Origin of the sequence: Paenibacillus alginolyticus DSM 5050 = NBRC 15375 (assembly GCF_000422905.1) — a bacterium.
In the GTDB taxonomy this organism is placed as follows: domain Bacteria; phylum Bacillota; class Bacilli; order Paenibacillales; family NBRC-103111; genus Paenibacillus_E; species Paenibacillus_E alginolyticus.
This window is the reverse complement of sequence record NZ_AUGY01000016.1, coordinates 63,571-82,560: the sequence shown is the minus strand read 5'-3', so window position 1 is coordinate 82,560 and position 18,990 is coordinate 63,571. Positions and strand designations below refer to the sequence as shown.

Annotated in this window: 19 protein-coding genes; 16 read left to right on the top strand and 3 right to left on the bottom strand. The window is 43.7% G+C overall.

Going from position 1 to position 18,990, the window contains the following annotated elements; genetic code table 11:
* The first annotated feature begins 5 nt into the window (after nucleotides 1-5).
* A complete protein-coding gene (locus tag G519_RS0109205; RefSeq protein ID WP_161632913.1) occupies nucleotides 6-851 on the top strand; it encodes a stalk domain-containing protein in 846 nt (281 codons plus the stop codon).
* Nucleotides 852-993: 142 nt separating this feature from the next.
* Nucleotides 994-1,950, top strand: coding sequence for a 3'-5' exoribonuclease YhaM family protein (locus G519_RS0109200; protein ID WP_029194430.1), 957 nt, complete (start codon nucleotides 994-996; stop codon nucleotides 1,948-1,950).
* A 62-nt stretch (nucleotides 1,951-2,012) separates the two neighbouring features.
* Here G519_RS0109200 and G519_RS0109195 read toward each other — a convergent pair whose 3' ends face one another.
* A complete protein-coding gene (locus G519_RS0109195) occupies nucleotides 2,013-2,474 on the bottom strand; it encodes an Lrp/AsnC family transcriptional regulator (protein WP_244280071.1) in 462 nt (153 codons plus the stop codon).
* Between the two features lie 268 nt (nucleotides 2,475-2,742).
* Here G519_RS0109195 and G519_RS0109190 point away from each other — a divergent pair, with 268 nt between their 5' ends.
* From G519_RS0109190 to G519_RS0109145, 10 genes are all read left to right on the top strand, one after another.
* The gene (locus G519_RS0109190; RefSeq protein WP_029194428.1) at nucleotides 2,743-4,128 is read left to right on the top strand and encodes an amidohydrolase family protein; all 1,386 of its coding nucleotides are present in this window, start codon (nucleotides 2,743-2,745) and stop codon (nucleotides 4,126-4,128) included.
* Nucleotides 4,129-4,185: 57 nt separating this feature from the next.
* The gene (locus tag G519_RS0109185) at nucleotides 4,186-5,181 is read left to right on the top strand and encodes an aromatic ring-hydroxylating dioxygenase subunit alpha (protein ID WP_029194427.1); all 996 of its coding nucleotides are present in this window, start codon (nucleotides 4,186-4,188) and stop codon (nucleotides 5,179-5,181) included.
* 200 nt (nucleotides 5,182-5,381) lie between these two features.
* Nucleotides 5,382-6,482, top strand: coding sequence for an ABC transporter substrate-binding protein (locus G519_RS0109180; RefSeq protein ID WP_029194426.1), 1,101 nt, complete (start codon nucleotides 5,382-5,384; stop codon nucleotides 6,480-6,482).
* 37 nt (nucleotides 6,483-6,519) lie between these two features.
* A complete protein-coding gene (locus G519_RS0109175; protein ID WP_244280070.1) occupies nucleotides 6,520-7,899 on the top strand; it encodes an amidohydrolase family protein in 1,380 nt (459 codons plus the stop codon).
* A 139-nt stretch (nucleotides 7,900-8,038) separates the two neighbouring features.
* On the top strand, nucleotides 8,039-8,860 hold the full coding sequence (locus G519_RS0109170) for a creatininase family protein (protein WP_244280077.1): 822 nt from the start codon (nucleotides 8,039-8,041) through the stop codon (nucleotides 8,858-8,860).
* 47 nt (nucleotides 8,861-8,907) lie between these two features.
* Entirely contained in the window at nucleotides 8,908-9,705 is a 798-nt protein-coding gene (locus tag G519_RS0109165) for an ABC transporter ATP-binding protein (protein WP_029194423.1), read from the top strand.
* Between the two features lie 21 nt (nucleotides 9,706-9,726).
* A complete protein-coding gene (locus tag G519_RS0109160) occupies nucleotides 9,727-11,064 on the top strand; it encodes an FAD-binding oxidoreductase (RefSeq protein WP_244280069.1) in 1,338 nt (445 codons plus the stop codon).
* A 131-nt stretch (nucleotides 11,065-11,195) separates the two neighbouring features.
* Entirely contained in the window at nucleotides 11,196-11,975 is a 780-nt protein-coding gene (locus G519_RS42370) for an ABC transporter permease (RefSeq protein WP_244280076.1), read from the top strand.
* A gap of 53 nt (nucleotides 11,976-12,028) precedes the next feature.
* Nucleotides 12,029-13,255: an amidohydrolase family protein gene (locus G519_RS0109150; RefSeq protein ID WP_244280068.1), complete on the top strand. Its 1,227-nt coding sequence runs from the start codon at nucleotides 12,029-12,031 to the stop codon at nucleotides 13,253-13,255.
* 207 nt (nucleotides 13,256-13,462) lie between these two features.
* A complete protein-coding gene (locus tag G519_RS0109145; RefSeq protein ID WP_244280075.1) occupies nucleotides 13,463-15,316 on the top strand; it encodes a sensor histidine kinase in 1,854 nt (617 codons plus the stop codon).
* A 47-nt stretch (nucleotides 15,317-15,363) separates the two neighbouring features.
* On the opposite strand, the gene G519_RS0109140 is transcribed toward G519_RS0109145, so the two are convergent.
* Both G519_RS0109140 and G519_RS0109135 read right to left on the bottom strand, forming a co-directional pair.
* Complete coding sequence (locus G519_RS0109140) at nucleotides 15,364-15,603, bottom strand: NHLP leader peptide family RiPP precursor (protein ID WP_029194419.1); 240 nt, start codon at nucleotides 15,601-15,603, stop codon at nucleotides 15,364-15,366.
* Nucleotides 15,604-15,683: 80 nt separating this feature from the next.
* On the bottom strand, nucleotides 15,684-16,616 hold the full coding sequence (locus G519_RS0109135; protein ID WP_029194418.1) for a hypothetical protein: 933 nt from the start codon (nucleotides 16,614-16,616) through the stop codon (nucleotides 15,684-15,686).
* Between the two features lie 159 nt (nucleotides 16,617-16,775).
* Between G519_RS0109135 and G519_RS0109130 the strand changes: the two genes are divergently transcribed.
* The 4 genes from G519_RS0109130 to G519_RS0109115 all read left to right on the top strand — a co-directional run bounded on the left by G519_RS0109130 (nucleotide 16,776) and on the right by G519_RS0109115 (nucleotide 18,967).
* Nucleotides 16,776-17,216, top strand: a complete 441-nt coding sequence (locus G519_RS0109130; RefSeq protein ID WP_029194417.1) for a MarR family winged helix-turn-helix transcriptional regulator — start codon at nucleotides 16,776-16,778, stop codon at nucleotides 17,214-17,216.
* A gap of 36 nt (nucleotides 17,217-17,252) precedes the next feature.
* Entirely contained in the window at nucleotides 17,253-18,173 is a 921-nt protein-coding gene (locus tag G519_RS0109125) for an AEC family transporter (RefSeq protein ID WP_029194416.1), read from the top strand.
* Between the two features lie 89 nt (nucleotides 18,174-18,262).
* Complete coding sequence (locus G519_RS0109120; protein ID WP_029194415.1) at nucleotides 18,263-18,565, top strand: hypothetical protein; 303 nt, start codon at nucleotides 18,263-18,265, stop codon at nucleotides 18,563-18,565.
* Nucleotides 18,566-18,604: 39 nt separating this feature from the next.
* Nucleotides 18,605-18,967 (top strand): DUF423 domain-containing protein, encoded by a 363-nt coding sequence (locus G519_RS0109115; RefSeq protein WP_029194414.1) that lies wholly within the window; start codon nucleotides 18,605-18,607, stop codon nucleotides 18,965-18,967.
* Nucleotides 18,968-18,990 lie beyond the last annotated feature (23 nt).

The following is an 18,990-nucleotide window of genomic DNA, read 5'->3' as shown; positions in this document are numbered from 1 at the left end:
TGCTCTTGAAAGGTAGGATTCACGGATTGTTGTGTTTTGTCTGGTTGCTGGGTCTGTTTATCGGCTTTGTGACACCTACGGCATATGCTTGTTCCCGCGGGCCGACAACGTTTGAGGAAGATTTTCTAGAAGCGAGCGCGATCTTTACGGCTAAAGTCACGAGCGTGGTTGCCGTGTATCCGTCGCAGAAAGCGGCAGTGGTGGAACCTGATAAAGTATTCAAGGGACAGTCTCCGTCCTTTGTTTTGACCAATGATGATTCGGACCAATGCGGTGCCGGTATCGAAGTTGGGGAAACCTATCTATTTTACTCCCATGGATGGGATTTACCCTACGTTAGTGTATTTGATACGCATCTTCGTGGTACGGAAAGAGCAGAAGACCTGACTCATTGGCTCTCAGATAGGACTGAGAAACAACAACCTTTGTCTCCCCGTACTGAGACTATTCTTGCTCACAGACAAGGAGAGATCCGGGTATTTTTTGAACATCATGATAGAGGGTACTCGAAAAGGTCGTTCATAACGAACAACTCCATTTATGTTCCTCGTTCCTTTTTCAACGATACACTTTGGCATTCGGCAGACTGGAATGAGGATAAGAATGAAATTGTCATCGATACAATGAACCGTTTGGAATTCGAAGAGCTAGATTCCGATGACCTCCTTGCTCCCCATAAAGGGGCACCTAATGAAATTAGCGCAGCGTACAAAGATATTAAAATCAAAGTGAAAAATGAAACCCTGCAGGAACATCCGGAAGCGTTCGTTTCGGGCGATGAAATCTTTGTTCCACTACGCATCATCGCCGAAAAACTTGGTTTTGAAATCGAATGGATTGACAGCCGATGAGCGAGATACCTCGCAACAGGTTGCTGACTATAAAAGACTTTGAGTGAAAACATTAGCACTTCTCAAATTTCTATCATTTTCTATTAATTAATTCTATCCTATTCGTAGTATAATGTTCCTAACGACATATGGAGGAACTAAAATGACTTTAATTAAGCAATTGCAAGCACCAGAAGAGTTTGTAGGTTACTACCTCATTAAAGAGTTAGAAGTTAAACAAACGAATACCACGCCTGCCAAAGATTTCATGGACATTGTTCTATGCGATGCTAGTGGGCAGATCTCTGCAAAACTATGGGATGTTAGCGCGACCGATAAAGAAACATTTTTCCCGATGACGTTGGTCAAAGTTCAAGGCTTAGTCCAAACCTATCGAGATAAACTACAGGTGAAAATCGGTAGATTACGCAAGGCGCTGCCAGAGGATGGCGTACATATTACGGAGTTCATTCGTTCAGCACCAATTAGTCCAATCGATCTTATTCATACGATAAATCAAGTTTTGGAAAGTATAACGAATCCGACCATCAAATCGATTGTTTCGTTTTGTGTGAGCAAAGTAGAGGAGAAGTTAAACCATTCCCCAGCCGCCAAGACTCACCATCATGCCTATTTCGGCGGCCTTGCTTATCATATCGTACGGATGCTGGAGATTGGTGAATTTATTTGTAAACAACGGCCATTTCTCAATCCTGATTTAATTAAAGCGGGCATCATTCTGCATGATATTGCCAAACCCGAAGAGATGATCGCGCAGCTAGGAATCGTTTCTGATTACAGTGTGCAAGGAAAGCTGCTTGGACACATCTCAATGGCATCCAATTGGATTACGGAAGCTGCTTTACATCATGGGTTTGATCTTCAATCGGATGTTGTCATTGGTCTTCAGCATATTGTTTTGTCCCACCACAACTTGCCTGAATGGGGGAGTCCAGTACTGCCTCAAATTCCAGAAGCTGTTGCTTTGCACTACATTGATTCGATGGATGCGAAGCTGCAAATGGTTGAGGACACCCTGCTGACAACGCCGGAAACAGAAGCGTGGACGCCAATGATCCGCGGACTAGAAAATAAGGCGATGTATCGTTTGAACTTATAATTTATCTCAAAATAACGAAAACTGCGTGAGCACAGATGCTCGCGCAGTTTTTTTGTCTTTTCTCACAGTTCCAATCCAGTCCCTTGTTTAAACCGTTTAATGACGACTTGCGTGTTAACGCGTACGACGCCTTTCAATTTGTAAATATTTTGGTAGAGGAAGTCTTCGAGCGCAGCATCGTCTTTGAGCAAGGCGTGCATGTGCAGGGAGCTGCTCCCCGTCATTTGATAAATACTAATGACGTTGGAGTCAGCGGAGAGCAGATTACCTACTTTTTCAGCAAAACGCGGCTCCACTTCGACTTCGAAAAAAGCGCTGACGACTTTACCTAATTTGGTCGCGTTCAACCGAATTGTGAAGTTTTCGATGACTTCCTTTTCGATGAGGTTTTCGACTCGTTTTTGAATCGCAACACGTGAGAGATTGAGTATTTCTCCGATTTTTGCATAGGATATTCGGCCGTTCTCATGTAGTAACTTGATGATGTCTTGATCGACTTGGTCGAGGTGAGGGAGTTCTAACACAGGCATGACTCCTTTTTCGTGAAATATATACAGTTGTTAATATTATCACAGTATTCTCATGAAAAGAACAAATTTTACGTGAAAAATCAAACCATGTTAATCGAATCAACTAATATTATGTTAAAAACGAAACTATATACAGTGAATTCATTTACAAATGGAGTTGACGGTAAAAAGGTTCATTCATATAATGATGTTAATTAACATAACACATAAATAAAATAAACAAATTAATGTTAAATTATATAACATGATAGAGGGGGGTAACATGTCAAATAAGTTAATTTACAACGGTACAGTGTTGACCATGAATGCCACCAATCAGATTTTCAAACCCGGCTATGTGTATATGGAGCATGATGTGATCCGTGAAGTGGGGGAATGGAGATCCGATGGGAGCTTGGACCATTTAATCTCACAATCTTCGTATACGTACAATGCTTCGGGTAAAGTCGTCATTCCCGGGATCATCAATGGTCATACCCATTTGTTTCAAACGTTCATGAGAGGGGTATCGGATCACTCCCCACTCACACAGTGGCTGAAGGAGATTATTTGGCCGATGAGTCTCGCGATGGAGCCTGAAGATTTTTATTTGGCTGCGTTAATTGGGTGTATTGAAAATTTGAAATCGGGCGCGACATATATGATGGATCACCATTATATCCACACGTATCCAGAGAATGATGCAAGTGTACTGCAAGCGATGGTGGATTCAGGGATTCGCGGACATTTGGCCAGAGGTGGCTCGGATTTGGCTGGTGAAGTCCGCTTGCGGGAGACAGAGGAACAGATCTTCCACTGTACTGATCGTTTGCTCGATGAATGGGATGGGGCTGCGTCCGGCCGGATTCGAATTGCACTAGGGCCGCTTAATTTATATGGATGTTCCCGAGGGTATCTCGAGCGGGCGGCTGTCTTTAGCCGGGATCGCAAGTTGATTTCTCATGTACATGTTGCCGAAACAAGCGAACAGATCGACACGACGATGGCCCGCTATGGTCTCCGCAATTTGGAATTGCTGAATGAAGTTGGACTGCTGGGCGAGCAAACTCAGGTTGTTCATGGTGTGTGGCTCGATGATGGAGAATTAGAACTGATTCGTGCAAAGCAAGCTTCCGTCATCCATTGTCCAGTATCCAATATGTACTTAGCTTCTGGTGTTGCCAGAGTACCTGAAATGCTGCGTATGGGCATTAACGTCGCCCTAGGTACGGATGGTCCTGGCAGCAATAATTGCCAAGATAATTTGGAAGTGCTGAAGTTCACGGCATGCTTGCATAAGGTGAATGAGCTGGATGCTACCTTATTGCCGCCGATGGATGTGCTGCGTATGGCTACAGTGAATGGCGCAAAGGCCGTTGGAAGGAGTGCTGATTTGGGCAGTCTCGAGCCAGGTAAGAAGGCAGATCTAGTGACCGTAGATATGCTCAAAGCACACATTAGTCCTGTGCATCGCGCTTCTTCAGCGCTAGTTTATAACGCGAATGGCAATGATGTCGATCTCGTAATTGTTGGCGGTCAGGTTGTTGTAGAGAAGGGGATAAGCACGTGGATCGATGAGCAAGAAATTCTGCAAAGGGCCCAAGCAAGGGTTGATGCTCTGCGCAATAAACTGGCTGGGCAATATCCTATTTTTTCAAATATAGAGTAATTCATCTTAAAGCTTGCGCTAAACAAATTTTCAGAAACGATAAGGAGGATGATTTCAATGGCTTTACAACGTCTACATGATCCTGTACTTGAAAATGATTGGCATGCTGTGTACCTCGCGTCTGAGCTGAAAGACCAACCTGTGGGTGTCATCATTTTGGGTGAAAGAGTAGCCATTTACCGCTCTAGCAAAGGGGTTTATGCGATGCAAGATCTTTGCGTTCACCGTGGAGCAATGCTTTCCAAAGGGTGGGTACAAGATGATGTCCTTGTCTGTCCATACCATGGCTGGCAGTATGATTCATCTGGGCAATGTGTCTGTATTCCGGCGCAGCCGAAGGGGGAGAAAATTCCTCTCAGAGCTAAAGCGCAAACCTATGCCTGTGAAGAGAAGTATGGCTTCATCTGGGTATGTATAGGTGAACCCGTGGCACCTTTGCCTCATTTCGAAGAGTTTGCTAATCCGGAGTTTCGTCCATTACCATGCGGCCCCTACAAAGTTGAGGCAGCTGGGACAAGGGTTATTGAGAATTTCACAGACTTTGCACATTTGATGTTCGTCCATCAGAATCTGCTCGGACACCCCGACTATGCGGAGCTGCCCGACTTTCAGGTTATCAAAGAGAAGGAACGCATTTATATCGAAAATATTCCGATCTTTCAACCGGTTGCCCATTCTGGCTCGGATAAGAGTGAAGGGACGACTTACGTTTATATGAAAGAAGTTTATCGGCCTTTATCCGCTCGATTGTCCAAGGCAGATCCGAGCAATGGCCAAACTTTGTGGATTATGTTGACGGTATTGCCTGTGGCTGCAGAAGAATGTGTCGTGTTCATGATGGTTTCGCGGAATTATGCCTATGACGTTGATGATGCCAATTTTATTCGCTTCCAGGATATCGTGTTTGAACAAGATGCGAGGGTAATCGAGACTCAGAAGCCGGAGCTGCTTCCGCTGGACCTGCAGGTCGAACTCAACCATAAGGTAGATCGTTTCTCCATTGCGTATCGTCGTTGGTTGAAAGAATTAGGTGTGGTTGTTGGTACAATTTGAGTGAATGTTCGTGTTCTATGATATATTAGTGCATTTATTTAAAATAACTCTTGGAAAAGTAATAAAAAGACGTACTTTTATTGTGTGAAAATACAAAACGTTAGTCTATTCGTTGACTTGAACAGGCTATCAACTCTATATTTGACTAAAGATTGATATGTTCTTTTGTAGAGAAACCAAATATGGAGGGGAAGTTTAATATGAAACCATTTAATCTTACTAACCCGCTTGCAGCGAAACGCCCGGTTATTTTGTCCATTAGCTTAGTTATGATCTCAAGTATGCTCGCCGCATGCGGTAACGCAGGCTCCTCGGTTTCAACGTCAGCGCCATCTACAGCACCATTGGCGCAAGCGACGGCTTCCGCTGCTCCAGCAGCTTCACCGGCTTCAACTACAGCTACTAAAGCAGTCGTACCTGCAACGGTTGTTTTAAACTGGTTCGCCGAACCCGAACATGGCGGGAACTTTGCGGCCTTGGCCAAAGGATTCTACAAAGACGCAGGATTCGATATGACGCTCATGCCGGGAGGTCCGCAGGTTTCTTCTACACAAATCGTCGCTTCAGGCAAAGCGCAATTCGGTATGGCGAATGGTGATGATATCCTGGTAGCCAGACAAGAGGGTATTCCGATTGTAGCTATCGCAACCTCCATGCAAAAGAGTCCACAAGCTGTGTTTTTTCATAAAGAAGATACTGCGATTAAAGATTTTGGTGATTTAAACGGACATAAGGTGTATGTGGCTTCAACGGCCAGCTTTTGGCAATTTATTAAGAAGAAATACAAATTAGACAGTGCCCAAGAAATGAAATATACAGGTCAATTAGTTAACTTTGTCAGCGATCCAAAAGCTCTTACACAAGGATATGTAACTTCTGAACCATTCACTCTTTCTCAGCAAAAGGTAGAGCACGGTACGCTCCTGGTTGCCGATTCCGGTTACAACATTTACGCTGGTGTATACTTCACGACGGAGAAAATGATTGCTGAACATCCTGACCAAGTAAAAGCTTTCGTCGAAGCTACGGTTAAAGGTTGGGATTATTACAAGGATCATTCCGAGGAGATTAATCCTTCCATTCAAGTGAAGAATCCAGATATGGGCTTAGATATGATGAAATTTAGCGCTGCTAAAGAGATGGACTTCGTATTCGGCGGAGATGCAGCGTCCAAGGGAACAGGAGTAATGACCAAAGAACGCTGGACAGAAGTTCAGAAGCAGCTTGTTGATGTAGGTGTTCTAAAAACAGCAGAGAACATCGACAAAGTGTTCACAACGCAATTTCTACCTAAGAAGTAAGAAATAAAGTTGAAGAAATAATCAGGAGGTGGCGGCATTGGCTTCTAATATGAATATGGATTTAGTGAACGTTCGATTGCCAGTGGAGGATGAGGGGCATTTGTTTCGTCTCTCGATTCGTGAAGGCATTTGGACTCAGATTCAGAAGCAAGAAGCTAATGCTGCCCATTCTAATGCAGTGTCATTGGAGCAATGGAACCCGCAGCTGGGTACAGGCCAATCGAGCGTCTCGTTCATTGATCTTGAGGGAAAAATACTACTGCCTGGCTTCGTAGATGCTCATATGCATTTAGACAAATCTTTCTCGCTAACCTCGGTTGAGAACCGGAGTGGGACATTAGAGGAGGCTGTACGCAATTACTCAAGTGCATCACCGTCTTTTACCAAAAATGAGATTAAATCAAGAATCATGCGTTCGGCTTTGCAAGCTTTGTCTTTTGGTACAACGCACATTCGCACACATCTTGATTTTAATTTGAGAGCCTCTCGAGAAGTAGCATTACGCACAATTGAGGCTGCTTTGGAAGCCAAAGAAGCATTAGTGCCTTATATCAGCTTACAGCTGTTTCCGATGTGTCCCTACAATTTCATGTCACTAGATGCTGATGCCGTGGAGGAAGCACTAAAGATGGGCGTTGATGGGATTGGTGGAGCACCGCACTTGTCATTAACCCCTAAGGAAGATATCGATTATATATTCAAATTAGCAGAGAAATATGATGTGCCAATTGATCTGCATTGTGATGAAACAGACAATCCAGCCATGCGCACCATTGATCATATTGCTTTGCGAACGAAATCAGAGGGGTATTCAGGAAGAGTTACTGTCGATCATTTATGTGCGTTAGCTTCGATGACGAATCAGGATGCTCACGGCATCATTGAACGCATGGCTGACGCGAGGCTCAAAGCAGTCTCCTTACCTGCAGTTAATTTGTATTTGCAAGGAAGGCATGACAGTTTCCCCGTTAGACGTGGCGTAACTCGTTTGAAGGAGATTTGGGAAGCAGGCATTCCTATTGCTGTCGCTTCTGATAATATTCACGATCCTTTTCACCCTTTTGGCAGAGGCGATTTATTGCAAATTGCTCTTATTGGCTCCTATGCCGCTCATATGGGGCGACCGGATGATCTTCGCACACTGCTGCGCATGATCACAGATGTGCCTGCAAAGGTGTTGGGTCTCACCGCCTATGCGGTGAAGGCTGGCAACATGGCGAATTTTGTTATCTTGGACGGAAGTACGCCGGAAGAGCTCTTTACCATGCTGCCTGAACGCCGCTTTGTATATAGTCAAGGAAGCTTTGTGCGGATGGCTGCAAAAAAAACGGAGTGGCAGGATAAGGCCTTAGCTCATTTTTGGCAAGAAGTAAGTGAGAATGTATCCTTCCATAACCATGAATTCGCGAAAGGGTGAGCAGCTTAATGGCTAACCTGTTAGTCTCTCCTTAATTTTGAACGATGCTAATTTGAAAGCTTAAGATCCACTCTTCACTCTGAGTCTGGGTCTTTTTTCATAAGAGCTTATGCGTACAATAATGTCCACTCATTCGGAGGTGCTCAGCTTGTCATTCAATCGCTATCAAGGTAAGGCGTGGGATCGCTGCTTTTTTCCCCGCTTAAGTAAGCTCGAGGTTGCTCAGGTTCCCAAAGATGATGCGCTCATCGTTCTGCCAGTTGGCGCGATAGAGCAGCATGGTCCGCATATGCCGGTGTTTACTGATACGTTAATTTCCGAAGTGCTCTTGACCGAGGCTTTCGAACAGCTTCCCGATGATGCGAATATATGGCTGCTTCCAGCCATTCCGTATGGCAAAAGTACAGAGCACCTTGGCCATCCAGGGACCATAACGTTATCAGCAACTACTTTAATGGCTGTCGTGATGGATATAGCGAAAAGCCTGCGTAAAAGCGGGTTTCAGAAATTGGTGCTAGTGAACACGCACGGGGGCAACACGGATTTATTAAATATGATGGGCCGGGAAATCCGCATTGAAACGGGGCTGGCTGTATTTCGATTAGATCCTGGCGGACTTGGTGCCGCTGATGAGTGGATAACGCCGCTGGAGAAGCAGGCTGGTATTCATGCGGGTGACATGGAAACTTCCTTAGTGATGTCTGCTAAGCCTGATTGGGTCCATATGGAGCTTGCTCCTACGGAATATCCGAATTACCCGGATTCGCGTTATTTGAGCTTTCGCAATCGTGCTTTTGCTTGGGTCATGGATGATTTATCTCATTCGGGCATTTCTGGTGATGCCACACAAGCAACGATAACGAAAGGCCATGCGATGGCTGCAAAGTACGGTGCACATATTGCCGAGGCGCTGCTCACCTTTCAAGCTTTTGAGATGAAGTCATTGAAAAAGGAACAATAACGGAGGAAAGTTCCAAAAATCACATACAGGAGATGAAGTAAATGGCTATGAATTCTTCTCTGATCGATACATCCAGTTCACAAGTATCCGGCCCTAAATTCGTAAGTATGGAGAATCTCTCTAAGACGTACCCAAACGGAACAATTGCCTTGCAAGATGTGAATTTAACGATACAAGAAGGGGAGTTCCTTTGTTTTGTTGGTCCGTCTGGATGTGGGAAATCAACGATTTTCAAAATGATCACAGGTCTTGCCAAGCCGAGTAAAGGGACCTTAGACGTATTCGGAACGACGCCCAAAGAAGCGCGCAAACAAAGTGATATCGCCTTTGTTTTCCAAGATCATACGCTGCTGCCTTGGTCTACGGTAGAAGCTAACGTAAGATTGCCGCTAGAATTGCGCGGAGTAGATAAGAAGACACAGAAAGAAGAGGCTCAGCGCGTGTTGGAGCTGGTCGGCTTGAAGGACTATATGAAGGTGCTGCCTAGACAGCTCTCTGGAGGGATGAAGATGCGTGTCTCCATCGCGCGTGCCCTCATTTCGAGACCTAAGCTGCTTCTCATGGATGAGCCCTTCGGCGCCCTAGACGAAATTACGCGTCAAACCTTGCAAATGGAGCTGCTCAATATTTGGCAGCAGGATACATCCATGACTGTGCTGTTCGTCACGCATAACGTATTCGAATCGGTCTTCTTATCCACAAGTGTTGTTGTCATGACACCGCGTCCCGGTAAAATATCAGCAAGGATTGATATTCCAGTCCCTTTTCCTCGAGATGACAGCTTCCGTACAACGACGCAGTTCAGTGATTTAGTTCGTGAAGTATCTGCCGCTTTGGATCATTGATACGAAAGGGTGAATAGGCCCATGGCCATGAATATTAGCTGGGAGAAAGAGATACAGGAGCAGCTTGCGAAAGAAATCGTGTTTGTTGATGGCGAAACGAGAGAAAAGCTCTCTAAAGATTATTACTGGTACTCCCCTGTACTTAATCGTCAATTGCAGCATATGAAAGCGGCCGATGTCGTTGCCATACCGCGTAACGAAACTGAGGTGGCAGAAGTATTAGCCTTTGGTTACCGCCATAATATTCCCGTTACGGTTCGAGGAGCCGGTACAGGCAACTATGGTCAGGCGGTTCCCCTGCAGGGCGGCATTGTCTTAGATTTAAGCCTAATGGATGAAATTCTCGAAATCGGGCCTGGGTTTGCTCGTTTACAATGTGGAGTTCGTCTAGGTGTCATTGATAAAAAGGCTCGCGAAGTTGGGCAAGAAATTCGCATTTACCCCAGTACTTATGTCAAAGCGACGGTGGGCGGCTTTGTAAGTGGTGGTTCCGGCGGAATCGGCTCGATTACCCACGGAAACCTGTGGGATGGCAATGTGCTGGAAGCCGTTATTTACACCATGGAAGAATCTCCTCAGCGCTTGGTTATCCAAGGCCGTGACTTATTTGATTATATTCATAATTATGGGACGACCGGTATTTTGACTGAGGTGACCATCCCGCTTTCTCCTCGCACCGAGTGGGCTCAGGCAATTGCTAATTTCGACACCTTCGAGCAGTCGATGCGATTCGGTGAGGCTCTTGCAAGAGAGGAAGCTATTCTGAAACGACTTATTGCTCCCATGGAATGGCCAATTCCTTCGTATTTCGTTCCGTTTGCCAAAGTGATCAAGTCGGGTATGGCCGCTGTCATGCTTGAAATTGCTGAGGAGACGCTGCCGCTAGTAGAAGCTCTTGCCCAAAGCTATGGCGGGCACATCGGCCATCTGATTGAGGCTAAGAATTACCGGAAAACGATCGGGGTGTCGGATTTTACATGGAATCATACGACGTTATGGGCAATGAAAACGGACCCTTCGATGACGTATCTGCAAGCTGGCTTTAAGCTGGATTCCTATATGGAACAAATTCGGAAGATTAAAGATACATATGGGGAAGAAGTGTACTTGCATTTTGAATGGGTACGCAGCGGTGGGGAAATCTCGCCTAATTCGCTTCCTATTGTTCGCTTTGAAAGCGAAGAACGCTTATACGAGATTATTCAATATTGTGAATCCATCGGCGTGAAAATATTTGATCCTCATACCTGGGTGCTGGATCATGGCGGACGCGGTGAAGTTGGCAGCATGGAGCGCAAGAAACGTGAGAATGACCCGCGTGGGCTGCTCAATCCAGGGAAAATCATTTATGAGATGTAAATGAAGGGGGACGTACAATGGCTGTAGATTCTAAATACCTGCAAATATTACCGGATGAAATATTCCCTGCCCGCGAACGGGTGGCTTGGGCTAATCGATTGGAAGACGGTGCTTCAGGGCGTAGGCTTCAGATGCTGCTTAAACATCTTTTGCCGCCGTTGGTTGCTTTTGTTGTTTTCATTGGAGGCTGGGAACTCATCGCTTATTTAGTGAAAGCACCTATTTATCTCGTGCCTAAGCCTTCCGATATCGTCGCAGCAGCCGTAGAAAACAGACATGGACTATGGGTATCTGTAAGGACAACGACGCTGGAAGCTGTGCTTGGATTTTTCCTCAGTATTATATTAGGTGTCACAGGCGCCATTTTATTGGCAAGCTCCAAATGGATCGAGAAGAGTGTATATCCATATGCGATTATTTTACAAACGATTCCGATTGTCGCCATTGCCCCTCTCATTGTGATATGGTTCGATGCGGGTGTGAATGCGATTGTCATTATTACATTCTTAATCGGATTCTTCCCCATGCTTTCAAATACATTAATCGGTCTAAATTCCACGGATCAAAATATGAGCAACCTGTTTTATTTATACAATGCGAATCCGATTCAAACAATGTGGAGGCTGCGCATACCAGCTGCCCTTCCTTATATTGTAGCGGGTCTTAAAATCTCCTGTACTTTATCCGTAGTCGGGGCTATTGTCGGTGAATACATTGCCGGTATCGGTGGGGGCCAAGGCGGACTTGGCTATGCGATAACGTATGCCGCTGCGCGTTTAAAAACACCTTATTTATTCGCCTGTGGACTTTCAGCATCAGCGCTAGGCATTATTTTCTTCCTTTTAGTCAACGCTTTTGCCAAATGGTTGCTTAGTTCGTGGCACGAATCAGAGATGAAAAAGGATAACTAAACGGCACCAAGGTAAAGAGGGGGAGTTAGCTGCTGGATATTGTATTTCGTAATGTGCGTAGGCTTGGACATTCAGAGGACCTCGGTCCTGTAGATATCGGTGTAAAAAACGGCAAAATCGCCATGCTTGGACATATTGGCGAGCAGGGTGAACGCGAAATCGATGGCGTTGGGCACATGCTGCTCCCTCCGTTTGTGGAGTCCCATATTCATTTGGACACCGTCCTAACGGCAGGGGAGCCCGCCTGGAATGAGAGCGGGACCCTATTCGAAGGCATCGGATTATGGCAAAAGCGGAAACAAGCACTCACCTACGAAGACGTCACGGAACGAGCAGAGAAGGTGCTTCGGATGCAGATGGCTGCCGGTATCCTTCACGTGCGCACACAAGCAGATATCTCAGATCCGAATCTGACTGCACTACGTGCACTTCTTGCCTTGCGCGAGCGCGTTAAGCCATACATGTACCTGCAAGTTATCGCGTTTCCTCAAGATGGCATTCGCGCGTGTCCCGATAATGAGCGTCGGCTGGAGCAAGCGCTTGAGCTTGGCGTTGATGGCATAGGAGCGATTCCGCATCTTGAGCCTACGCGTGAGGAAGGTTTGGCTTCGCTGGAAATTTGCTTCAATCTAGCCGAAAAGTACGGCTGCTTCGTCCATGTTTTTTGCGATGAGATGGACGATGCTCACTCCACGTTCTTAGAAAACGTGGCCCATCTCGCGATTCGTTCTGGACTGCGTGAGCGAGTAACAGCTGCGCATGCGAACGCAGCAGCCTATTATAGTGGAGCTTATTTCCAGAAGGTGCAGGGACTGCTGGCGCGTTCGGGTGTGAATGTTGTTTGTTGTCCGCTTATCAATAGTGCCATGCAGGGCAGATACGACGGCTATCCCAAAGGTAGAGGCATTACCCGGATAAAGGAATTATGGTCGGCAGGTGTGAATGTAAGCATTGCGCATGATGATATTCAGACGCCTTTCTACCCGCTGGGTACAGGGAATATGCTGCAAGCAGCCCATATCGCTGCTCATTTAGCGCATATGACGGGGCGCGAAGAAGTGGCAGAGCTTGTGCGTATGATCACGACACGTGCAGCGAACACCCTGCAGCTCAAGGAATACGGGCTCAAGCTTGGCCAGCCCGCCAGCTTCATTATGCTGCCTGGAAATGATGCTATGGATCTTGTTCGTGAGCAGCCTAGTTGTCGGTATGTGGTGAGCCAAGGCCGCATTGTCGCTGAGACTGTGCCTGCAAGGAGTCAAATGTTCACCGCATTATAAATGTAAAAATTTATACAATTAGCAGTACCCCCTGATGTTATTACACAGGGGGTTGTTTATGTTTTGTTTTTCAAATGTTTACCATGAAATAAAAAGGGAATGAAAAGAAACCTGTCGAATTTATATTGTTAATTACTTACAGTTTTCTTCGGGGGAGGAAAATAAATGAAACGAATATCTCGAGAACTCTGGAAAACGATGTTGATTATGATTATTTGTTGTGGATTTATGTCTTCCAATGCCTATGCCGAAGAGAAAGCGGATTTGAAAGCGATCCCAGAGTGGAGCATCATGTGGGGCGACCCGCCAGGGGGTCTAGAAGGAGTAATTGCTGCTTCCTCCAATCATTGGATTAAAGTCAATAACGGCGAATCATCTCCTGAGAAACCGGAAGAAGTTTCTTCGGCATGGATTAAACTCCAACTTCCATCCCATATACCTAAAGACTATGGCATATACATTGAAGGAATTCATACGCAGAACCTTTGGGTGTATATTGGTGATCGCTTAGTTCGAGAAACCAAGTTTGATTTTCCATATGATAGTCAAAGAAGTTTATTTCCTATTAGCATTGAGGATGGAGGGGAAGTCGTTTATTTAAAGCTGGAGACAAACATGGATCGCTTGGGTATACATTCAGCAATTAAGCTGGATAATTATACGGCTTTGATGCGAACATTTGTATTTCAGGATTTGCCGGACATTATACTAGGGTGTGTCTTTCTCTTCGTGGCTGTGATGATACCGCTAGGTTCTTTCTTCCTGAGAAAAGTTCAACTTATAAGCTGGGTTTTAGTTAGTGTACTTAGTTTAACGCTTGGAACTATTTTTATTACATATTCCGCTTTCATGTACACTAACTTTACGAACTATGGTGGTTTATATATTGCTTTGTTTGATATATCGCTTGCCGTTTTCTTGCCGACACTCACTTATTATTTTGAAAAAATAATTGATGACGGCAAATATAAACTGATTCGTTGGTTTAGAAAATTCCAGGTTATGTATTCAATTTTTTCAATTACTTTTATGCTCGTTAATCAACTCAATGATTATCGTTTTAGCAAAGCTTATTCATTTGTTTCGGTTAACGTTTTAGGAATTATTATGATTAGTCAGTTCATTTTAATGATTGGTTTCTCCATTATGTTTGTACGAAGAGGGAACAAGGAAGCTGTTATTTTCTCATCCGGTTTTTTCTTGTTAGCTTTTATGAGTACACTAGACCTTATATGCTTCTATTCTAGTTCTCAAAACTATCAGTTTTTCTTCTGGAAATGGGGAGTTGTAGGATTTATTATTGCCACTATTGTCGTACTAGGCAGGCGCTTTGCCATCAATCAGGAACATATGATTAACTATTCCAAGGAATTAGAATTCTATAACCATCAGCTTCAGCTCTCGGATAAGATGGAAATGATAAGCTCGTTGGCCGCATCTGTCGCTCATGAGGTGAGAAATCCTCTGCAGGTAACACGAGGTTTCTTACAGCTTATTGCTGCTAGAACAGATGATAAGAACAAAGAATATATGGGCATCGCGATAGAAGAATTAGATCGGGCTTCTGTAATTATCACGGATTTCCTGACATTTGCCAAGCCACAGCTTGATGATCTCGTTGATTTAAATGTTTCCAAGGAAATTAACCAGATTGAAGGTATTATTGTTCCGCTAGCCACCTTGCATGGCGGGCGGATAACCGTTAGTGTTCCTAATGATTTATATTTACGCGGAAATGCTTCGAAATTGAAGCAAGTGCTGATTAACATTATCAAAAATAGCATTGAAGCCTTTCAGGTTGATGGTCAAATTCATATATGGGCATATGTTAAACAGGAGAAGGTTTATATTCATATCAAAGATAACGGTGAGGGGATTGAACCCGCGCAGTTGATCAAATTAGGGGAACCCTATTATTCAACAAAAACAAAGGGGACAGGACTTGGACTCATGATTACTTTTCGAATCATTGAGGCGATGCAGGGACATATTGAGTTCCAAAGTCAGAGATATATAGGGACGGAGGTAATTCTCTGTTTTCCCTCCATTGCTGTTAAATAAAAATAGGTGCTGTGCTAACAAAGCACAGCACCTATTTCATATTCGTTTTACCACATATTTTCAACGGCATTCGTAGTAACTAATACTTTTGCAGGATTCGTAGGGATGACGAGAACAAACTCCGTTGAGGTTTCTTCAACCGCTTTAACTTTGATGTCATCTGGGAGTGTAATGCCAAAAGCTTGTTTTAGCGCGGCTTTGGGATTAGCAATAAGTTGGTTCTTGAATGCTTCATCTTCCCAAGCTTTTTGAATAATTTTCTCTTTTAAAATTCCATTGGTCGACATTACTAATCACTCCTTGTCAATTAGGTAATTTTACCTACAAGACAAATTGTAGCATGAATATTCGGAATAATCTACCAATATCAACTAGATTTCGACAAAAAATAATAGAATCCACCTAATGTTAACATTTTTCTATTTTCTTTGATTTCCAGTGCGACTTTTTGTATGTTTTGCACAAGAGAATCATGGAAATTGATCATTCGTGTCATAGATATTTGCAAGTCTAGTAATTGCTCATGATGAGTAATAGCGATTTGCCCATAGAAATCCAGAAAGTCATGTACATACAGCTGCTGCTTCACCATTTCTGGCAATATAGTACTATCCGTTGAAAGCTGCATACGCTTACGCATCGAAGCTAATAAGCAGTTGTAAGATCCTTCTTCCAAATCTTCTTCCCAGTCAGCCCAATCATCCAGCATTTGTAAAGTGATAAGTGTTTGTTCAACAGCTGAAGTGACGATAGGGATAAGGTGATCTTGATTGGCTAATAGAAGAGCGCCGGTGCTGGCATTTTTGACTGGACTTGCTTTCTTAGCGACCTTGACAATGTCTTGATGGAAGTAATCGGATTGCTGCTCATTGGAAACAGCTTCAGACCATTCTGTGAGATACGTCTCATAGTAACTCCAGAAAGGCGACCCCGCAGGGAACATTTCTCTATAAATGGATAGGAAATGCATATGAAATAAATTGGCAAGCGGCAGCTTGTCCTTATGCTCACCTTTGGCTGAATCCATAATATCGTCTTGTATAAAATAGTAGAGCATTACGAATACATTCGCTAATGAGAGTTTATTCATCGACTCTGGCGGCAGTTCAGTAATGTCTTTCATCCAATATGGAAGAAGGTAACAGATATAATTTTTAGTGCTTTCTTCTTTTCTCCCGTCAAATGTAGCTAGATAGGCAAGTCCGAGGTGATCTAACGGTGTTGGAAATGTGCTAATGATGTGTTCTGCCTCTGCAAATACGTCAGCGAGATCTTTCTCATGAGCAAGGAAGCAGTTCACAGGTCATTACCCCCTTTATTGGTAGATTCTTGAAACTAGACTAGCACGAATTCACGGCGTATACAATTAGTATTTTTCTTGACAGAGGGATTAATTTTATATACATTTGAAACAAATCGATTGTTTACAATATGACTGAACAGAAAGGAAACCAATCCAATGAGCAGCAGTGAATTTTTAAAGCTAGAAAATCAGCTGTGCTTTAGTCTATATGCAAGTTCTAGAGCCATTACTCGGATGTATCGCCCTTTTCTTGAAGGTTTGGGGATCACTTATCCGCAATATTTGGTGCTATTGGTTCTCTGGGATCAAAAGGAAAGCACAGTCAAAGAGCTTAGTGAGAAGCTCGATCTGGATTCGGGTACTTTGACACCTATGCTTAAGCGGATGGAAGCTCAGCAATTGGTTCAAAGGAAACGATCTTCTGAAGATGAACGTGTCGTGAATATTCAAATTACAGAAGCGGGTCTTGCCCTTTACGAGAAGGCGCTTTGTATTCCACAGTCGCTGCTTGCGTCAAGCGGGTTATCTCCTGAAGAAATTTACAAATTCAATGAACAGTTAAAACGTATTATTAGCAGCGTAAATGCGTTCGATTAAGGAACGACTATAGGTTTTTTGAATTGAGGATCTGGAATGAGTTATTTCATATACATTTTAGTGAATAACATTGTACCTATTAGTATAATGATCGCAATTGGCGCGGCGATGTACCGCGCTTTTCAAATCGATATTAAGACATTGTCGAAGCTTAATTTCTACGTTTTTTCTCCTGCGCTCGTTTTTGTTAAGCTGTATGAGTCCGAAATGAACTTGCATGTGTTAATGCAGGTTCTCTTGTTTTTTGTCCTTTTCTTTAGTCTTCTTTTTGCTAGCATTGAGGTCATTATTCGGTTGAAAAAGATGCAGCGAGGTATGCGTATTGCCATGCGAAATAGCGTGATTTTTTATAATAGCGCTAATTACGCACTGCCGCTGAATCAAACTGTTTTTGCTGGGAATGCTTATACCTTATCTATCCAAATCGTGATCATGATTATGCAAACGTTAATTCCCAATACATATGGCATCTATACCTTAAATGCACATAAGTCAACCTGGAAAGCAACGATGAAGACCATTCTTTCCTTACCGGTCATTTATGCCATTCCGATTGCGCTTCTGCTGCGATATTTCCATTTACCTGTACCAGGATCGATTCATATCCCGCTGCAGTATATTTCAAATGCCTTTATGGCGACAGCCTTATTAACCCTGGGAGTGCAGCTTGGCGGCATGAAATGGGAATTTCATTTTTCCAATGTGCTTGTTTCAAATATATTAAGACTTGCCATAGGACCGCTGCTTGGATTTTTCGTTGTTTGGCTGCTCGGGATTGAAGGAATTACGGCTAAAGCATTGATCCTCTCATGTGCTGTGCCCACCTCTCTAAGCAGCGTGCTGCTGGCCATTGAATATGAGAATGAACCGGAGTTTTCTTCACAGGCAGTCTTTACTTCAACTTTATTTAGCATGTTTACAATCCCAGTTGTTATCTTTTGTTTGAATTTTATATGAACATAGAGGGGAATCATGAAATTAGCAGGAATTTCGACATTTTTCAGCGAATAGGTAACCATACTTATCTATAAAGGGGGACATCCTTAATGCGTTACCAATTTTTCCAGTATGTTACGATTGTGGATATGAATGAAGAGATTTTGTCTGAGGTATTATTTGACCATGGCGATTTTGAATCGAATGCATTAACGATTGGTTCATCTGTTGTGATTTATCAACTTGGCCTGAAGCAATTTGATGTTGTTTATGACAAAAGAGAAGGCAAAACCGCTCGTAACAAGATTGTAGACATTGAGCTCGATCTTATTAAAAAGCCTTCGGTAACTCGTGTTTTTTTGGAGCCCGTACGGTTAATTGTCGGACAGCATGATATTGGCGAAGTAGAGTAAGTAAATTCAATCGTTACGGAAGGAAAGAAGACGAAAATGATGAAACTTTTTTTACTGTTAGGCAGTGTGAATGCGTTTCTTTCTGTTGCTCTAGGCGCGTTTGGGGCTCATTATTTGAAACAAAGGATTCCGGATAAGATCGATGTGTTTCAGACCGGTGTACAATATCACATGATTCATGCTATAGCGCTCATCCTTATTGCTTTATTGTCGGATAAACTGGCAAATAGCTCTATGGTGAACGCCTCAGGGTGGGCCATTTTTATTGGGATTATCCTATTCTCAGGAAGTTTATATGCGCTGAGTTTGACTGGACTCAAGGTTTTTGGACCTATTACCCCGTTAGGCGGACTGAGTTTCTTGGTTGGATGGATACTTCTGGCCATAGCTGCTTACAAATAATAAATTGGAAAGAGTCAGGGAAT